At 38.5% G+C, this 19,012-nt stretch carries 20 protein-coding genes; 17 read left to right on the forward strand and 3 right to left on the reverse strand.

Annotation, left to right across the window (positions count from 1 at the left end; genetic code table 11):
• Nucleotides 1-44 precede the first annotated feature (44 nt).
• A complete protein-coding gene (locus O7C57_RS21530; protein WP_269723578.1) occupies nucleotides 45-734 on the forward strand; it encodes an AraC family transcriptional regulator in 690 nt (229 codons plus the stop codon).
• Nucleotides 735-739: 5 nt separating this feature from the next.
• On the opposite strand, the gene O7C57_RS02690 is transcribed toward O7C57_RS21530, so the two are convergent.
• Nucleotides 740-1,108, reverse strand: coding sequence for a DUF1992 domain-containing protein (locus O7C57_RS02690; protein ID WP_269723579.1), 369 nt, complete (start codon nucleotides 1,106-1,108; stop codon nucleotides 740-742).
• Between the two features lie 1,007 nt (nucleotides 1,109-2,115).
• Here O7C57_RS02690 and O7C57_RS02695 point away from each other — a divergent pair.
• The 13 genes from O7C57_RS02695 to O7C57_RS02755 all read left to right on the forward strand — a co-directional run bounded on the left by O7C57_RS02695 (nucleotide 2,116) and on the right by O7C57_RS02755 (nucleotide 14,048).
• The gene (locus tag O7C57_RS02695; RefSeq protein WP_154635616.1) at nucleotides 2,116-2,520 is read left to right on the forward strand and encodes a helix-turn-helix domain-containing protein; all 405 of its coding nucleotides are present in this window, start codon (nucleotides 2,116-2,118) and stop codon (nucleotides 2,518-2,520) included.
• A 193-nt stretch (nucleotides 2,521-2,713) separates the two neighbouring features.
• Entirely contained in the window at nucleotides 2,714-3,250 is a 537-nt protein-coding gene (locus tag O7C57_RS02700; protein WP_154623607.1) for a fimbrial protein, read from the forward strand.
• A 69-nt stretch (nucleotides 3,251-3,319) separates the two neighbouring features.
• Nucleotides 3,320-3,856 carry a fimbrial protein gene (locus O7C57_RS02705; protein ID WP_154623606.1) on the forward strand — a complete coding sequence of 179 codons (537 nt, stop codon included), beginning with the start codon at nucleotides 3,320-3,322 and terminating at the stop codon, nucleotides 3,854-3,856.
• A 95-nt stretch (nucleotides 3,857-3,951) separates the two neighbouring features.
• Nucleotides 3,952-6,486 (forward strand): outer membrane usher protein, encoded by a 2,535-nt coding sequence (locus O7C57_RS02710; protein WP_269723580.1) that lies wholly within the window; start codon nucleotides 3,952-3,954, stop codon nucleotides 6,484-6,486.
• Between the two features lie 139 nt (nucleotides 6,487-6,625).
• The gene (locus O7C57_RS02715; RefSeq protein ID WP_154623610.1) at nucleotides 6,626-7,354 is read left to right on the forward strand and encodes a fimbria/pilus periplasmic chaperone; all 729 of its coding nucleotides are present in this window, start codon (nucleotides 6,626-6,628) and stop codon (nucleotides 7,352-7,354) included.
• 41 nt (nucleotides 7,355-7,395) lie between these two features.
• On the forward strand, nucleotides 7,396-8,004 hold the full coding sequence (locus tag O7C57_RS02720; RefSeq protein ID WP_269723581.1) for a fimbrial protein: 609 nt from the start codon (nucleotides 7,396-7,398) through the stop codon (nucleotides 8,002-8,004).
• Between the two features lie 11 nt (nucleotides 8,005-8,015).
• Nucleotides 8,016-8,537, forward strand: a complete 522-nt coding sequence (locus O7C57_RS02725) for a fimbrial protein (protein ID WP_163863092.1) — start codon at nucleotides 8,016-8,018, stop codon at nucleotides 8,535-8,537.
• 14 nt (nucleotides 8,538-8,551) lie between these two features.
• Complete coding sequence (locus O7C57_RS02730; RefSeq protein WP_163863090.1) at nucleotides 8,552-9,049, forward strand: fimbrial protein; 498 nt, start codon at nucleotides 8,552-8,554, stop codon at nucleotides 9,047-9,049.
• A 9-nt stretch (nucleotides 9,050-9,058) separates the two neighbouring features.
• On the forward strand, nucleotides 9,059-9,547 hold the full coding sequence (locus tag O7C57_RS02735; RefSeq protein WP_163863088.1) for a fimbrial protein: 489 nt from the start codon (nucleotides 9,059-9,061) through the stop codon (nucleotides 9,545-9,547).
• On the forward strand, nucleotides 9,544-10,047 hold the full coding sequence (locus O7C57_RS02740) for a fimbrial protein (RefSeq protein WP_154623600.1): 504 nt from the start codon (nucleotides 9,544-9,546) through the stop codon (nucleotides 10,045-10,047). Before O7C57_RS02735 ends, O7C57_RS02740 begins: the two co-directional genes overlap by 4 nt.
• Nucleotides 10,048-10,069: 22 nt before the next feature.
• Complete coding sequence (locus tag O7C57_RS02745) at nucleotides 10,070-10,612, forward strand: fimbrial protein (protein WP_163863653.1); 543 nt, start codon at nucleotides 10,070-10,072, stop codon at nucleotides 10,610-10,612.
• A 263-nt stretch (nucleotides 10,613-10,875) separates the two neighbouring features.
• Nucleotides 10,876-11,733, forward strand: coding sequence for a hypothetical protein (locus O7C57_RS02750; RefSeq protein WP_251464717.1), 858 nt, complete (start codon nucleotides 10,876-10,878; stop codon nucleotides 11,731-11,733).
• A 743-nt stretch (nucleotides 11,734-12,476) separates the two neighbouring features.
• Complete coding sequence (locus O7C57_RS02755) at nucleotides 12,477-14,048, forward strand: AbgT family transporter (RefSeq protein WP_154622527.1); 1,572 nt, start codon at nucleotides 12,477-12,479, stop codon at nucleotides 14,046-14,048.
• Nucleotides 14,049-14,150: 102 nt separating this feature from the next.
• Here O7C57_RS02755 and O7C57_RS02760 read toward each other — a convergent pair whose 3' ends face one another.
• Together O7C57_RS02760 and O7C57_RS02765 are read right to left on the reverse strand one after the other, a co-directional pair.
• Nucleotides 14,151-15,044 (reverse strand): pirin family protein, encoded by an 894-nt coding sequence (locus O7C57_RS02760; RefSeq protein WP_269723582.1) that lies wholly within the window; start codon nucleotides 15,042-15,044, stop codon nucleotides 14,151-14,153.
• 40 nt (nucleotides 15,045-15,084) lie between these two features.
• Nucleotides 15,085-15,363: a GNAT family N-acetyltransferase gene (locus O7C57_RS02765; protein ID WP_269723583.1), complete on the reverse strand. Its 279-nt coding sequence runs from the start codon at nucleotides 15,361-15,363 to the stop codon at nucleotides 15,085-15,087.
• A gap of 212 nt (nucleotides 15,364-15,575) precedes the next feature.
• Between O7C57_RS02765 and O7C57_RS02770 the strand changes: the two genes are divergently transcribed.
• The 3 genes from O7C57_RS02770 (at nucleotide 15,576) to sgcB (ending at nucleotide 19,005) form a co-directional block, all read left to right on the forward strand.
• A complete protein-coding gene (locus O7C57_RS02770; protein WP_269723584.1) occupies nucleotides 15,576-17,321 on the forward strand; it encodes an inositol phosphate phosphatase SopB in 1,746 nt (581 codons plus the stop codon).
• A gap of 288 nt (nucleotides 17,322-17,609) precedes the next feature.
• Entirely contained in the window at nucleotides 17,610-18,725 is a 1,116-nt protein-coding gene (locus tag O7C57_RS02775; protein ID WP_154623530.1) for a M42 family metallopeptidase, read from the forward strand.
• 1 nt (nucleotide 18,726) lies between these two features.
• A complete protein-coding gene (gene sgcB, locus O7C57_RS02780) occupies nucleotides 18,727-19,005 on the forward strand; it encodes a PTS sugar transporter subunit IIB SgcB (RefSeq protein ID WP_154623529.1) in 279 nt (92 codons plus the stop codon).
• The last annotated feature ends 7 nt before the right edge of the window (nucleotides 19,006-19,012 follow it).

The raw sequence follows: 19,012 nt of genomic DNA on the forward strand, positions 1-19,012 counted from the left end.
AAAAGGCTATACTGCTACTATGCCCAGCAAGTAGGAGTTCGCCTTTGTTATTGCCTGAATTACATTACCGCCAATATTCCGAAGATGTTGTTTCTCATCAGCATGATGGGCAATGGCAAATTGTCTTTGCATTAGCTGGTGGAATGGAAATTAATATGCATCGACAACATTTTTTGTTGGGGGTAGGCAACGGGGTGATAATCGCTCCGGGTGTGAGCCATGCCTTTAGCGGACAAACAGGTAACCAAAACTATGTTTTGGAAATGCCAATCGCTTCACAATGGCGTTTTGATGAAAAAACGCCCTACTTTTCGTTAACTCCGGCGGCAATGGGATTATTAAATTGGTTACAAAATTTCCCCCAGCCACCTGAGCAGAATACGGTTATCGCAAAATTACTACTTGCACAATTGAAACCACAATCTCAGTGGATTGATAGCATTACGCAATGGGTTGATGCGCGCTTACATCGGCCAATTAGTTGCCAAGATATGGCTAATGCATTCTGTATGTCAGTCAGTACATTACAGCGCAAAATTAAAGTAGAGACTCAGCTAACCGTGATGCAATTTGTATTACAACAGCGAATGGAAGCCGCATGCCGTTTATTGATGGGAACTCTTTCAATTGAGCAGGTTGCATTAGCGGTCGGCTATGACTCTCATTCGGCTTTTAGCCAAGCATTTCGCCAATTCTATGGTAAAACACCAATGGAATATCGCTTGGGGAGATGAGTGCATTACTTAGGCTTAAAGTGTTGGCGAATAGGCATTTCATATTCACCATGCAAAAAGTCAGTATTCACATTGGCTTGTTTAAGTTTCAGTTCTAACAAAGACAGTTGTTTGCTTAAAGGGAGATAGCTGGGATTATCAGGTTCTAAACCTTTCAACATATCGACCAAGGTTAGCGCATCTTTGCGATCTTGTAATTCGGGAGGTAGATAACCTGCATTTTTTAGTATGCGATAACTCGCCCGTAATTCAGGTGGGACTTGGCTATCATCATCCAGTAATAGCGGTTTACCTTCCCCTTGTAGATTTTTTAGTTCACCTTTGCTTAGGGCTTCTTGAATGTGGCGCTCAGCCCAATCATCAATAACAGACATAATGACTCATTAGGTTTTATATAATAAAAAGTGACTAGGGTATTAGACCGATAAAATCGATAAACGCTTAGCGGTTAATTCACTGAAAATCGGTATGCTTTCAGCATGAATCTTAGCAAGAACCGGCAAATACGTCATCAGTATTATAATCGTAACAACGATATCATTGCTATCTTCATTGTGACTTGATTATGTCTGGCTCCCCTCATTTTGAATCAATAAATAGTCGGAAATTAGGAAAAATATAAGGTGACATATGGCGTGTTTTGATTGATTTGAGGCCTAAAAAAAGAGGTTATTGGTTATTTATCGCGAGTAGCGCCATGTTTTGAACTAAAGCTCGCTGATTTATTATTTTTTACTCATATTTTAAAGGGGAAAAGAAGAAGAGGGAGAAAAAATATCATATCGCTTTACTCCTTTTATGAAAAAAATATCGTTCCCTGAAGGCTAACTTTATTAAAAATAACCTCTATTGTGTGTATTGGGGGTATTTTGTGAAATTTAAGTGTGTTCATAGACTGTTTTCAGTATGAGTGGCGAATAGATAAGAAACGATATTATTAATATTATGATTTTTAAGTTAATTAATGAGGTTATTGTAAAAAAGAATATGAAACTTAGCGTGCTAGTCAGTATCACCTAATTGTGGGTTTTAGTTATCCATTTTGTTATTAATTATTTGATATTTTTTCAAGCTGTTAAAATTTATTACTTTAGGGATTAAAAATCATATTTTTAGTCTTTTTTTGATTTGTTTGTTATAAAATGCTGCCTCATTGACATGAATAACTTAACAATATTTTTTAAGTCGTTGTTTTATTATTGGCTTTATATATTTTCACTTACGCATAAATGGTGTTTTTTTTATTGCTAATAATAGGCTGCGTTGCATTTATGATGCTACTCCATGATAATTAATACACTTTTACAGCGTAACAATGGTTATGAATTGGAAATAGAAGAGTGAATTAATATTATGTTTTGATTTTTAGTGGAGTAACGGCATGCTTTTAAAAATAAATTCACGACCTTTAAGTGAAAGTGACAAAGTGGCAATAAAAAAAGAAATGGCTGTCATTATTGGTCGTGTATTGTTTAAACTTAGAAAGTCCTATGGCATATCAGGAAAGAAATTAGCGAAAGAAGTTGGTATGTCACAACAACAAATTTCACGATACGAAAATGGCATTAACTATATCACTGTGGATATGATTTTAGGTATATTATATTTCTTGGAAGTGCCTATTTTCGAATTCTTTAATATTGTGACGAAAGAAATTAAAAATAGTAATTATGAGCTATTTTTGATTTATGAGAAAGTATTAACGAATAATTATATAAGCTCTAATTTATTACATAAAGATGCTTTTTTTGATGTAATTAGTGATTCATCAGTTAAATACTATTAATTTTTAATTGTGGTTTTTATTCTTTTTGGGTTCCTTTTTTATTTTTAATCAAACTATTTTTATTTAGTTGTTCATTTTGTTTATTTGATTTTTTAATTAAATAAATGATTGGCATTTAAATCTGTAGTGGGAAATTTTATTTCCTTGTTAATCATCCGTATGTTTTACAATTAATAGGTTATAGGTTTTATTCATGAAAAATAAATCAATTGCAATAGCAACTTTTATGATGCTAGGTCTAGCATCTGCCGCAAATGCAGCAGACCAAGGACATGGAAAAGTCACATTTAAAGGGGCTATTATTGATGCGCCATGCTCTATCTCTCCAGACTCTATCGATCAAACTGTTGATCTGGGCCTCATTTCTAATATGGCATTAGTTGATGGTGGTAAATCTTCACCACGCGTATTTGACATTGCACTGGAAAACTGTGATATCACGAACCTCACTAAGGGGGTGCAATTGGTATTTACTGGCGCATCCGCAGCCTTCGATAATACCAATAAAACGCTCGGTATTGTTGGTACTGGTTCAGGTGCGGGCGTTCAAATTACGACGGGTAACGGGAATGTCATCACACTGGGTACCGCAACACCCTTCCAAAATATTCAAGAAGGTAATAATACCTTACGTTTCTCTGCATACCTAATGGGTAATGGTGGCGATATCTCTACCATTACTGCTGGTGATTTCAGCTCTGTTGCAGATTTCACGATGTCTTACGAATAATTCATATTGAGCCAGTAAACAAGGATGTTTTTGGCTCATCCCTAACTGAATTTTGAGTGAGAAATAAGAATGAATAATCCAATAGGCAGCGGTGTTTTTTCAATCGGTCTAGGAATATGTGCTTTGATTTTTGCTCCTTCAATAAGCGCATCAGGCTCAGTCAAGATGAATGGAAGCATAATTGAAACAGCTTGTGCTATTGATGTGGGAAGTCGTGACCAAACTGTTGATATGGGAAGCTTAGCGCTGACACAAATTCGTCGTGATGGGCAAGGACCAACACGCCCCTTTGTGATTCGATTAATGAATTGTGTTCTTGAACAACAAGATCCGAATAAACCGAATTGGCAATATTTTCGTATTACCTTTGATGGCCCTCATGAAAAAGGGTTATTTGGTGTGAGCGGGCAAGCCAAAGGTGTCGGTTTGCTAATTCAGCGTGATAACGATGGTGAAATCGTAATTCCAGGTCAAGGTATGTCTTCTAATCAACTCGTTGAGGGGAACCGAGAATTAATCTATCAATTGCGGTTAGTCGCTAATCATCGTCCGCTGAGTTCAGGACAATATTACAGTCAGTTGCGCTTTAAATTGGATTATGAATAACGAAGACGTAATGTCATCTGGGCTTTCAGGGAAGATGACTCAATTCAATCATGCAATGACATCACGAAAAAAGAATATATAAGAAGGTCGATACCATGACCCTAAATTGTATTTATTCGCCGTTATTACGATTTGTTCAGCCATACAGAGCAGGGTTACTTGCAACCTTGGTCATCAGCTTAACAACAAATGCGACTGAAATAGAATTTAATACCGATATTTTGGACGTCAATGATCAGGCGAATATTGATTTAAGCCAGTTCTCTCGTCCCGGTTATTTAATGCCCGGAGAATACAGTTTTACTATTTTTCTAAATAAACAAAGTATTCCTGAACAAACTGTTTTTTATTATGCGCCAGAACACCAGAGGAATGAAAGTGAAGCATGTTTAAGCCCTACATTAGTGCAACAACTCGGTCTTAAGCCTAATTTATTGCCGACATTACAGTGGTGGCATCAAGATCAGTGTTTGTCATTAGAGAGTCTCCCAGGGATGGAAGTCAAAGCCGATTTAGCCTCCTCGGCTTTATACATTAGTTTACCGCAAGCTTATTTAGAGTATACGGCGGAGAACTGGGATCCTCCAGCTCGTTGGGAAGAGGGGATACCAGGGGCGTTACTTGACTATAACTTGAATATGCAAATTGGCCAACAGACAAGAAGTGGACTGCAAACCAGCTACAACGCCAGTGGTAATGGGGTGATGGGGATTAACTTAGATGTTTGGCGAGTGCGAGCTGACTGGCAGCTGCGTTTTGATAAGCAACAAGGTCAAGATTCAACGTCATCGTTAGATTGGAACCGTTACTACATGTACCGCTCGGTTAAACCGTTAGGCGCTAAATTGACACTCGGAGAGGACTACCTGAGTTCTGACATCTTCGACAATTTTCGCTTTACGGGACTGAGTTTACTGACTGATAGCAATATGTTGCCGCCAAATTTACGAGGTTATGCACCTGAAGTGACAGGCGTCGCCAAAAGTAACGCAACCGTGATTGTGAGCCAACAAGGGCGAATTATCTATCAGACTCAAGTTGCAGCAGGTCCTTTTCGTATTCAAGACCTGAATGACGCACTGACGGGTGAGCTCAATGTCGAAGTGAAAGAACAAGACGGTTCAACACAAACATTCACTGTAAATACTGCGAGCGTACCTTATCTGACTCGACCTGGACTCCTACGCTATAAGCTTGCAGCAGGTCGCCCCACTGATTGGCGCCACCAAGTGAGAGGAGAAAACTTTGCTAGCGGTGAGTTTTCATGGGGAGTGAATAATGGTTGGTCTCTGTTTGGTGGCGGAATGACCTCAGAGAATTATAACTCTGCTGCTTTTGGTATTGGGCGAGATTTAAAGGTGCTCGGGGCTCTTTCATTTGATGTAACGCATGCGCGTGCTCATTTGAAAGACTTAAAGGATATCGGTGATAAAACTTATCGGGGAAGTTCGTATCGCTTGAGCTATTCAAAACACTTTGATGCTTATAACAGCCAAGTGACTTTTGCTGGGTACCGTTTTTCCGAACAAGGTTTTATGAGTATGTCTGAGTATTTAGATGCACAGGCTACTGAAGTGCGTCAATACAACAGTAAAGAGATGTATACCCTCTCGTATAACCAGCAATTTCCTGAAACTGGGTTGAGTGCATACGTTAATTATTATCATCAAACATATTGGGATCAGCCGGATAACGATCGTTATAGCCTCTCGTTAGCGCGCTATTTTGATGTCGATAAGTGGAAAAATTTAAGTGTCAATGTAACGGGCTATCGCAACCGCTATCGCGGAATAAATGATGATGGTATGTACGCTTCACTCTCCATACCATGGGGAGATAGGGGATCTGTTAGCCTGAATAGTAGTTGGGATCAAAGTGACAGCACTCAGCGTATTAGCTACTACAACCGGTTCGATGAACGTAGCAATTACCAGTTAAGTACGGGGTGGGCGCAATCAGGTGCGCTGATGAGTGGTTATTACACTTATCAAGGTGATTTAGCTCAAGTTAATGCGAATGCAACGTATCAACAAGATCGCTATCGCTCCGCTGGCTTGTCATTTCAAGGCGGATTTACTGCCACAGAAAATGGCGCTGTGATGCATAGAAATAACCAATTAGGTGGAACGCGGATATTTGTTGATACGGATGGTGTTGCAGATATTCCATTACGTGGTTATGGCTCAGTGATACGAAGCAACCGTTTTGGGCAGGCTGTCATCACTGATGTGAATAGCTATTACCGCAACCAAATTAGCGTGGACTTGAACTCGTTACCTGAAAACGCACAGGTGTCTCAGTCGATAAAACAAGGCACTTTAACCGAAGGGGCGATTGGTTATCGTCAATTTGAGGTCGTGGCTGGGCATAGTGGAATGGCCGTATTGCGTTTATCGAACGACGATACGCCGCCGTTTGGGGCGACAGTACTGAATAAACGTGGACAGAATGTCGGCATGGTTGGTGATGATGGCGTGACTTATTTAACCGGTTTGAATCCTAAAGATGTATTAAAAGTACGTTGGGATGAGCAGGTACAGTGTGAGATCACCTTACCCGATCAGCTACCTGAAGGAGAGATGCTGTTATCTCGTTGGTTATTGCCATGCCACCTTTCCAGTAATCAGTGAGGCACAAGCAAGAGTGATTGTGTGGATAGACGGAAACAGAGTGCATCTGCTGGCCAGATAGTGAAACAACTTACCTTTAAAGTGATAAGAATAGGAAGATAGTTATATGATAAGTAAAACAATAGGTTATCGTGCCTCAATGTTATTTTTAGGGGGCGTCTTTTCATCGATAATGTTACCCAACGCGCATGCTGCCATTGCACTGGATAGAACAAGAGCGATTATCACCGGTGAAGATAAGTCAATAAGCCTGAATGTCAGTAATGAAAACAAACAGCTGCCATATTTAGCTCAAGGTTGGATTGAAAATGGGCAGGGTGAAAAAGTTAGCGACCCATTTACCGTGCTTCCTCCCGTGCAGCGGATTGAGCCTGGGGCAAAAAGCCAAGTCAAAATTCAAGCATTACCCAGTGTTGCTAAACTCCCTCAAGATAGAGAATCAGTGTATTACTTTAACTTGCGCGAAATTCCGCCAAAAAGTGATAAACCGAACACATTGCAACTCGCATTACAAACGCGCATTAAGTTGTTTTATCGCCCAAAAGCGATCATTCCAACTCGCGAACAAAGGGATAATCCATGGCAAGAAAAAGTGACGCTAACTCGGCAAGGTGACCAATATACACTGGTTAATCCAACACCTTATTACGTCACAATTGTAGATGCTACGCCACGTAAAGAAGGAGCAACAGTCTCTGGATTTGAGCCAGTGATGGTTGCACCAAAAAGTCGCCAACCATTAGCAGGAAGTGCGAATGCATTGGGAACGAGTCCTGTGCTGACGTATATCAATGATTATGGTGGTCGGCCAACATTGACCTTTACATGCCAAGGTCCTAATTGCCATGTAGTTCCTGAGAAAAACTAGGAAAGACGGATTAAGAACGGATTAGATAACAGAGGAACGTCATGACAGTAGCGCATAGAACTCTCCAGGGTATGCCGTTGAGTTGTTTAGGATGGATTTTACTTACGAGTTCTGCTCTGGGGAGCATCTTAGATAAGGTGGATAACTGGGATGTGGATGGGGCTCATGGCGCGTTATATGTGCAGGGAGCGTTAACCGAAAGTGCTTGCCGACTGGCGATGCCTTCTACCTACCAAACCGTAGATTTAGGAACGATAGGAACGGGGCAAGTAGAGAAAGTGGGTCAAATGGGGACTCCTATAGCCATACAGTTACGGCTAGAAGATTGCTTAAGAGGGGAAAGCCGAAGTCGTAATAAAGCGGGCAATGTTTTATGGAGCCCAGATATGCCAGCGATGAAAATTCGTTTTTTAGCACCGACGGACGCCCAAGATGAGCAGTTAGTGTCTGTGTTAGGCGCAAAAGGAATGGGATTGCGATTGAGTGATGCTGAACGTAACCCAATAACATTGGGGCAATACAGCCACCCTCAGTTGATTTCTTCAGGGCATAATCAATTGACCTACTATATAACCCCAGTACGAACAACCGCAGAGTTAAGGTCTGGTGCTTATCGTGCATTGATCCGTTTTCAAGTGAGCTATGAATAGAGGACATTCTGATGCAATTAATAGATGTTAGGCTCTATACATTAAAAAAACGGCGGTTATTCGTCACTATTTTGTTATTAAGTAGTGTGATGATATTTGCAAAAGCGGATACAGCTAATCTCAATTTGACATTAACAATTACGATGCCACCTCAGTGCACTTTTAATGGTAATCAGGCCACGTCGGTTAGTTTCGGTGAAGTACAGCAAGGGCTTATTGATGGGACGAGCTATAAGCGGATGCCAATTAATTATGGCCTTGTTTGTACGGGGCTTGAAAAAAACAATTTAACTATGACGCTGTCTTGGAATGAATTAACTCTAAATGGTGAATCAACAATAAAAACCAATCGAACGGATTTAGGGATAGCCATTTATCGTGATAGCACTCGAGTGAGAAATAATTCAGCCATTAATTTTACCTACGGTTCATCGCCACAATTATATGCAGTACCTACAAAACCAACAGGAAAAATGCTTACAGATGCGGGTAGGTTTACCGGTGTGATGACAATGACCTTAAATTACCAATAGGTTAAGGAATGAGTATGAAAAAACATATAATCTATTGGCTTGGGATAGGCTTATTTGTAGGTCTCCACCCTGTATTATCTCATGCTTTGACCGTTAATTTTGATGGCACATTAGTGGTTACACCGCCAGAATGCACGATTAATGGAGGAAGCACAACGGATGTGGATTTTGGCAATATACACGAAACCTTGATTGATAATAGCAGCTATAAACGTACAAAGATTGAATATGAATTAAATTGTATCAACATTTATAGCAATGCGGTGAAAATGACGTTGGGATGGAATGCAACCACGATTAATGGGCAGAATGTCATAAAGACCAACCTAACAAATTTGGGAATTGCGATATATCAGGATAATACCCGTTTGAATAACGGAGCTGTATTGAATTTTACTTATAAAGGAACAATGCCCTCTTTATATGCGATCCCAGTGAAACCAATTGGTAGTGTGTTAACCGATGGCGGTAATTTTAGTGGCATATTAACCATGTTGGTCGATTATCGCTAAGGAGAAAATATGAAATACCCAGGTTGGTGGTTGGTAATATTATATTTTGTCGGTACTGCTCCGGTTTTAGGGGTAAATATCAACCTACGTGGAAATCTTATCGTCACTCCCCCAGAATGCATCTTGAATAATAATAACCAAGAATCAATTCATTTTGGCGATATTTTATTAACTCGGATAGATGGAACGCATTATTTACAGGATTTGCCGTTAAGCCTGACCTGTTCAGAATTAGCTAAAAACAATCTGACATTAACGTTGAAAGGTGAGCAAACAACTTTTAATAGTAATGGGGCATTGAAAACATCAAATAGTAAATTAGGCATAGTGTTTTATATTAATGGTTCTCGGCAAGCGATAAATCAACCCGTTAAATTTACGTACAGTGCACTACCTTCTTTAAAAGTCGCGCCAATAAAGAATAGCACTGCTAATTACAGCAACACAGACGGTGGTCATTTTACGGCACTTGCAACCTTGAAGGTGGATTATCAATGAAACGATTCGCAGTCATCTGTTTTATTGTGTTTGACATGTTGATGTTAGCCGGACAATCCGCTCAGGCAAATTGGGTATTTGACGGCACTTTAATTATTCCTCCTGTGTGTCAGCTTAACCAAAATAAACCAATACAGGTGTCATTTGGTAAGGTGGGAGTACGTAAAGTTGACGGTGATAGGTTTAAACAAGAGATTCCTTACCAATTGGACTGTCTAGGTGATTTAAATCAACCTTGGGATGTCACACTAACATTTAGTGGTACTCAAGCTGGAAATGGGTTTGATAAGGCAACATTGCGAACGGTCAGCGCTTTAAATAATGGTAAATTCGGTTTGCAAATTCAAAAGGATGGTCAGGCATTAGAGTTGAATAAAGCATTTTCGATTAACCCAGCGGCCCCCCCAAAATTATCTGCGGTGCCTATTAAACTCGCGGGCACAGAACTTATAGGGGATGATTTTACGGCAACAGGAGCATTGACCATTGATTTTCAATAAATTAATTTTTAAAACAAAGAATATGAGCTATAGGCTATGCCAATTATGCTCTTTTATTTTCGTTGGTTATTTGTTGAACTTTTCAGGGGTATCACAAGCGGAAACGGTACAATTTGATGGCGTTTTGGTTGAAGATGCTTGTGAAGTTTATCCTGGAGATGAAAATATTGAGTTAGATTTTGGCACTGTTGTTGATAAATATTTATATCTTAATACACGAACACATAGTCAGCCTTTTACGATCCGTTTAATTAATTGTGATTTAGTATTGGGAAAAGAAGTGAGAGTAACGTTTACCGGAAATGAAAATTTAGCGCTTCCAGGTTTATTAGCATTAGATCGCGGTAGTCAAGCTAGTGGGATAGCTATTGGATTAGAAACTGAAAATGGAACGCCTATTATCCTAAATAAGGTACATAGCTATATACAGAACCTTCACACTGGAAATGGCAATGATTTAAATTTAAAAGCGTATATACAAGGTGAACCCAATGCACTATTAACAAAAAAAATAGGCAGAGGTGAATTCTATGTAACAACAAAATTTGTTTTAGAGTATGAATGAAAATTGGCTCATTTAGTGAATTAAGCACGAATAGGGTTTATTTAATAAAAAAATTTATGAGCTGACTTAAAGAGTTGAATGTCTCAATCAATTATGAAGACAGTTATATTTATTGCTAAAGCTAATGTATCAAATTCTAAAGCAGATAACTTGGTTTTGCTTTTTTAATGAATGATAAAAATCATAATAAGTTTTAGTTTTAATTTCCACATGAAAAATGAGTTATAGTTTATAAAAAGTATAATGTTTTTAATAGGATATATATGAGAATTTTTCACTTAATATTAGCGTGTGTGCCTTTGAGTTCATTTGCTGACTTCACGGTTACGGCCGAACAAACAACCGCACCATTCATGACGGTCTGGGCGGAAGGATTAGTCACCTATCATATTGTTAGATTTACTGACTGTAAAACAGCTGAGTGCTCGCAAGAAATACATAACGATCGTGCTAGAGTGAGCGTAGAACCAACGCTTCTTGATGATCAAGGTTTTGATCCCTTAGGTAATCGGGTTAGTTATGAAAGTTATAATATTAATTGTGATGGTCAGGCGCTGAGTCATATGGCTGGTTTAAACTGGGCCAGTAAAGTGTTTAATGGCGGTATGAGACTACAATTAACAGACAATAGAATACCTTCAAAATGGTTACCTTGGGATGAGAATAATGTGTCGGTTGGGATTAATTGTTTTGACAAGGTGAATAAAACATACTTAATCTATTTTTCGAATAGTGGTGGTCAGTCTAAAGGGGGACCAAATAGGTTAAGTTCATGTAGTTTAAATAGCCAGAACTTAAATCTTAATTATTCCTCATCGAGTTTAAAAGCTGAAGGGCTTGAAAAAAGTACTCGTCTGAATATTTCCTGTACTTCTGGCACTGCTCGAAACTATCAATTAAGGTTGACGGCGAGTAATGCTACAAATGGGCTGTTGAATTTCGGAAACGGTGTTTCTGCACAAGTATCATTAAATGGTATTCAAGTGAACGCGAATGGTGCTGGAATTTCACTTAATAACTTAGTCAATAGTACAATAGCCGTTAACGCTAAACTAAAAGGTAGCGCAACAAAATCTGGGGTATCAAAGGCAAATGGTATTTTAGTATTAGATGCATTATAAGCTGTTGTGGCTGGTTTTTATTAATATTAGCGCTAATATTTATTAATTTCATCGTCTAAATTAATGATTCGATGTCATAATTAATTGCGTGAGATTAAAAGTAGATAACGGATAATATAATAAATATGTTAATAAATATGTGTGATAATTGCACTTTTTCTCATTGAGCAATCATATTCAGGATGAAGATGAAATATTGATGGTTTTAATCATGCTAAAATAGATTCAACTTAAATTAATATTTAAATAGATAACGGTATTGAAATGAAAACTTGCAGCAATAGAAGATTATTCGAGATTTCAAAAATGAGAGAGTATCTGAAAGTGATGGCATGATAGCAAAAATCGGGCATAAAAAAGATAACTTAGTTTATTATTCTTTTTGTAATTAGTAGGGAAAATCTTGTTGTAGATACGGATATTTCGTATCTAGTTTGTAGTGAAAACACTGAAAACTATTCTATTTTTAACTGAAAAATGCTTTCAGTCACCGAGAAAACCGCTTAAAACTGTTATCTGAACCACATTTTCACTAATTATCGTTATTTTTAACTTAATGCGTTATTTATTTAAATATTTAAGTAATCTTGTATTTTTATACTGTGTTTTGTGATTTTATTTGTGTTTAATTAACGTTAAAAACTAAAAATAAATGTTTTGTTAGGTTAGCGTTATATTTTTGAAAATAGCTAAAGCACAAAACATTGTGTAATGTCCATTTCTCTTGTTTATAAGGAGAAAATATGGAACAAAAAAAACAAGATGGGAGCCGCTTTCTACGCACAGTAGAATGGCTAGGTAATGCATTGCCTCACCCAGTCATTTTATTCATTATTTTAACTGCAATTTTATTGGTCTCATCAGCAGTCGGACAATATTTTGGTATTAGTGTGGCTGATCCCCGTCCTGAAGGGGCAAAAGGCCGTGCCGCAGATGGTGTTATTCATGTTGTCAGCCTATTAGATGCCGAAGGCATTCGTAAAATTCTTTCAAATGTTGTTAGCAACTTTACTGGTTTTGCGCCGTTAGGTACTGTTCTTGTTGCTTTATTAGGGGTTGGTATCGCGGAACGAGCAGGGCTTTTATCGGCAGCTATGCGTTTAGTGGTCATCAAAGCACCACGTAAACTAACAACAATGGCGATTGTTTTTGCTGGTATTATGTCAAACACCGCAGCTGAGTTAGGCTATGTCGTGTTAATACCTCTTGCGGCCATTATTTTCCACTCATTAGGCCGTCATCCTCTTGCAGGACTTGCAGCAGCCTTTGCTGGGGTTTCTGGCGGATACTCTGCAAACTTGCTATTAGGCACAGTTGACCCATTATTATCAGGTATTACACAACAAGCAGCACAAATTATTGATCCTACATATACCGTAGGGGCTGAAGCTAACTGGTATTTTATGTTTGCCAGTACATTCTTGATCACTATTTTGGGTTACTTCATTACAGAGAAAATTGTTGAGCCACAATTAGGGCCATACCAAGGCGGCGGGGTCGACGAAGATGAAGATAAATTACGTGCCGATGCTGAAGTCACGCCTCTTGAGAAAAAAGCACTATTTTGGGCATCCGTGACATTTTGGGGATTAGCGGCGCTATTAGCACTCATGGTCGTGCCTGAAAATGGTATTTTGCGTAACCAAGAAACAGGCTTAGTCAGTAATTCGCCCTTTTTAAAATCTATCGTGGTCTTTATTTTTATCTTCTTTGCGGTGCCGGGCATTGTTTATGGTTATGTTGCAAAAACGATGCGCTCTGATAAAGATGTCGTCGATGCAATGGCTAATGCAATGAGTACGCTTGGGCTGTATTTGGTGATTATTTTCTTTGCGGCACAGTTTGTGGCATTTTTTGGTTGGACCAATATTGGGCAAGTTGTCGCGGTAAAAGGCGCTAACTTCTTAAACAGCATCGATTTACATGGTGGAGTTCTGTTTATTGGTTTTATTATTATCTGTGCCTTTATTAACTTAATGATTGGTTCTGCTTCAGCGCAATGGGCTGTCACTGCACCGATTTTCGTCCCAATGCTAATGCTAGCAGGCTATGCACCAGAAACCATCCAAGCGGCATATCGTATTGGTGATTCAGTCACAAATATTATCACACCAATGATGAGTTATTTCGGCTTGATTATGGCTATCGTGGTCAAATATAAGAAAGATGCAGGTATCGGTACACTCGTTTCAATGATGCTGCCTTACTCAATCATCTTCTTTATTGGCTGGTCATTATTCTTTGTTATCTGGGTATTTGTACTTGGATTACCTGTAGGGCCAGGCTCCCCGATTTATTTTACACCTGGTAGCTAATAGTGATTAACGCAAAGGTAGCCAGAGTTTATGGCTACCTTTTTTATCTAGCCAATAAAAATAGCTGAACAGCCACTCATATTACAGGAAATGATGATTTACTCATGGCATTAGCGGAGAAAGAGTTGGTTCTCGAGCGTCGTTAATGACCTTACCAAATCGAGAATCGCCTAGATTCCATTCTGTAATAGCAGACGTAATTTCTTCCTTGGTCCGTCCAATAAAATTCCACCACATTAAAATAGACTCATTAAGTGGCTCTCCACCTAATAACAGAATATGACTATTTGCTGCAAGTTGTAGTGAGACTTGAGTCAGGCCTTTACCTAAATAAATTAATTCATTGCGATGGCTATGCTGGGAACCAATAATGGCATCACCTTCAATAATGAAAATACCGTATTCAAAATCAGGGCGTAGTGTTAATGACAATGCGTGGTTACTGTGGGTTGTGATATCTAAGCCTACTAAAGAAGAAAACGATAATGTCGGTGCTTTATAAGTATCGTACTCCCCAACGAGTAATTGATATGTAATATCTCCAACTGACCATTTAGGCAAAGTAGGGTAGTGGTCAAAGCGAGGTGGCATATCTTTCATTGCTGCTGGCAGTGCTATCCATAGCTGCACCGCATGTAAATGGCGGTTGTCGCCATAGGTATCTTCAGAATGGCTAATGCCTTTACCGGCGGTCATCAAATTAACTTGGCCTGGGCGGATCACTTGTTCGTAGCCTAAACTGTCTCGATGTAGAATTTCGCCTTCAAGCATCCAAGTAAAGGTTTGCAGTGCGGTATGTGGGTGAGGGGCGACGCGCATACCATCTACATCACCTTTAAATACCGTCGGACCCGCATGATCGAGAAAGCACCAAGCACCAATTAAACGCCGCTGTTTGGTCGGTAAAACTCTCGCGACAGGGATCCCGCCAACATCTTTAATGCGTGCATGAATATGTAGGAACGGTTGTGGGTTATATTCATTTGTGATACTCATTTGCACCTCTTCTTTAGGAATATTGGCAAATAGATAAGATTTAGTGACGGATATCTTGATACTCAGGCATTTTATCAAATATCGCTTTGGCGAATGGGCATAATGGAATAATTTTACGCTTTTCAGAACGCATTCTTTCAACCACTTTTGCGACTAACTGTTTAGCTATTCCTTGTCCTTTTAAACGTTCATCAACGACGGTATGGTCAATAATCGCGAGTTCGTCTCCGGTATAGACAAAGGTAATCTCAGCAAGACGATTTTTTTTATCATCCGATAAGATAAAAAAGCTGTGGTGGTCAGATTGGATGTTGTTCATATTATACCTGCTCATACCGTTAAGAATAAAAAACCTATGGAATTTAGCTTAGATAAGATTAGGTATAAATACAATGAGGTTCTTTTGCTCAAACTATTCAAATATTTTGAATGGTCTTTATTAAAAATGATATAAAAAAAGAGAAAATCGATTTTTTATATATTTATAAAATAGTTTTATGTTGAATATTATTTTTTCAACGGAGAAACTCTATGTATTTAAAATTTATCAATCATATTCCATACTTGGATTGTCGTTATCATTTGCTTTCAAGTGAAAAAGCAAAAGCGGAAACCAGTACCGGAAAAGATTTTTCTCTTGGTATAACCTCAGTTAATAACTTATTTAAAAACCATAATTTAAAAAATAAAATTAATGGCGCCATTCCTTGTCCTGTCGCTAGCGGTAGTGATAAATATACTCTAGACAGAGTAACACAAAGTCAACACGCACTTATTCAATTTCAAAACAGTCTTGTCAATGTGGCAGAAAATATATTGAGAAAGTTTAATGTGTCTGCTGATGGTTTAAAAAGTATCTCTGAAGAGTTAAATGAGTTATCTCATGGCGAGAACAGATTACTTAATCCAAAAGAAATAAATAAGGCTAAAGATTTCAAAAAATATTTAATTCGATTCATTCATAATGAAATGCAAGGTCATAATCATAAAATCTCTTTAGAGGAAGTGAAAGTATTATTTAATAACGAATTCAAAGATATTCTCAATAGTAAAGAATGGAAGATTGTTGAAACGGAGTTAGTATACGGGAATAAAAAATACTCTTTTGTATTAATACCGGCATCAAAAATGAAATATAATAACGCTGATAATGATATATTTTATGATTGTAGTTATCAGAATAAAGGTATTTGCTCTAAGTCGAGTGATGAAACCGTTCATGCCGTAAATTTATGGGTTTCTGACGTTAAAGATGATCAACAAAACTCATTGTTTACCGGCATTCGTCATGGTGTATTATCCCCTTTCTCCCTCCCAGAAGGGAGTTTTTTACGTAAGGAAGGTGCTAAAAATAGAGCAAAAGAAGTCGTTATCGCCGCCCTTTATTCTAAACCTGAACTTTATAAGAAAGCATTAAATAATGAGGAGGTGACATTAAGGATCTCTTCGACTTCTTTACTCACATATCTGTTTGGTGAAACAAGCATGTTAGATGACCAAATTTTTGCTTGGGACTCTTTGAATAATGACCCGTTTGTGCATTTAAACATTCGAGATGAGAAAGGAGACTTAAAACAAGTTAAAATTAAGCTTGATATTGCAATTTTAAATTTTGGCGTAAACGAATTATCATTATCGATGATAAATAGGGTCTCGGATGGTATATCTGATAGATTATCTAGTTGTATAACGTATAAGAAAAATAATCTTCATCAATTAAACAAATCTGCGTTGGAAAAAATAATGGGCGATGATTATTTAGAGAATAATCATCTAGGTGGATGGGTTGGCAACTATTTATCTGAAAATCCACACGCTGATAATCGCCAAAAAATAGAAATATTATGTCAACAGATAAGAGATATCTGGAAAAATAGCTCATATAACAAGGATGCGAATGAACCCTATAAAATGGCCCAACGTATTGTTATGTTAACTTATGAAATTGATGCGGTGCCTTGTTGGAACTGTAAAAGCGGTAAAGACCGAACGGGAATGCTCGATGCTGAAATAAAACGTGAGACCCTGAGTTATCATCAAAATAAGCATTTAGGTAAACCTAGCAGTAAATTAATCAGTGAAGAAAGCCAGCTTTTCCAAGATGTGTTGTTACAGAGCGGCAATTTACAAATACAGGAATATAACACAGGTCTTGTTGGCAACAAGGTTGTTAAAGATCTCCCTCTCTATTTGAAACCAATGGCCCTATCTTATGATGCGCGTATAGGTGATCGATTTATCCGACAACAAGTTAAAGGCTTTTCATCTTTATCTTAAGCGCATTTTCTATTGATCTAAAGGGTACGCCAGTGCCCTATTCAATAATGACAAAGTGATATTTTTTATATTTATTGACCGTCAAGGTAGAGATTAATACGGATATCAGTAATAGGCTAAAAAATTTAGCGCAATCACAGTGAGTGAAATTGTTTCGTTTTTGTCACAAAATTGTTTCATAATGTTATTTTTAATGACTTGATGTGATTATCATCACAATAACCCCGCCTTTTTTTGCATATAAATCGCTCATGTTTATGTCGCTTTAGTCAATATGAGATCATGATTATGGTATTTTCTACTCGAGACACACTCTTTTCCCTACTGACCTTAGACGGTATTTCAGGTCATGAAGCCCCTATCGCAAATGTGATGAAAAAACATCTCAAAACCAGTGCTAAAGACCTTTGGCAGGATCGCCTCGGTAATGTCGTTGCTCGTTACGGAAGTGAAGATCCAAAAGCACTGCGTTTAATGGTCTTTGCGCATATGGATGAAGTGGGATTCATGGTACGAAAAATTGAATCGTCAGGGTTTATTCGTTTCGAACGAGTCGGCGGGCCTGCACAGGTGACAATGTCAGGTTCAGTGGTTCGCCTTGCCGGTGAATCTGGCTCAATACCTGGATGTATTGGTATTAAATCTTATCACTTCGCGAAAGGAGATGAACGTACACAATCTCCCTCTATTGATCAGCTATGGATTGATATCGGAGCGAAAGATAAAGCAGATGCTGAAAGGATGGGAGTTAAAGTCGGTACACCAATTACGTTGTATAACCCACCCCAAGAACTGGGTAATGACATGGTTTGCAGTAAAGCATTAGATGATCGACTTGGCTGTACAGCGTTGCTGGGTTTGGCCGATGCAATCAAAGATAAAAAACTAGATATAGCCGTATTTATTGTTGCCTCAGTACAGGAGGAATTCAATATTCGTGGCATCTTGCCTGTACTACGCCGTGTAAAACCTGACCTCGCTATTGGAATCGATATTACCCCTTCTTGCGATACTCCCGACTTACAAGACTATTCGGATTTAGTCATCAATAAGGGGGTCGGCATTACTTGCTTAAATTACCACGGTAGAGGCACCCTTGCAGGGCTAGTCACACCTGTTCGTTTGATCAATATGTTAGAAAAAACAGCGTCTAAAAACCATATTCCAGTGCAAAGAGAAGTTGCTCCAGGTGTCATCACTGAAACTGGCTATATTCAAGTTGAGCAAGATGGCATTCCTTGTGCAAGCCTCTCTATTCCATGCCGCTACACACATTCACCGGCTGAAGTTGCGAGTTTACGTGATCTCAGTGACTGCATTCGGTTATTAACTGCTTTAGCCACACTTCCAGCTAATCAGTTTCCTATCGAGTCTGACTCAGACTATAACCAAGAGGTTAATTAAAATGAAAAAAGTCCTCGTTGCATGTGGAACGGGTATGTCTACGTCCACAATGATTGCTCAAAAACTGCAAGATTACTTGGCAAGTGAAGGGATCCCAATCGTCACTTCACAATGCTGTTTAAATGAAATTCCACTCAATAGCCATGGTGTTGATCTGATTATCACTGCAATGAAAACGGATACAGATTATGGCGTACCAACATTGAATGGCGCGGCCTTACTCACAGGCGTTAATGACGATGCACTAAAACAAAAAATTAAAACGTTGTTATCACAATAAACCTCAT

This window comes from Providencia sp. 21OH12SH02B-Prov (assembly GCF_027362595.1).
Taxonomy (GTDB): Bacteria; Pseudomonadota; Gammaproteobacteria; order Enterobacterales; family Enterobacteriaceae; genus Providencia; species Providencia zhejiangensis.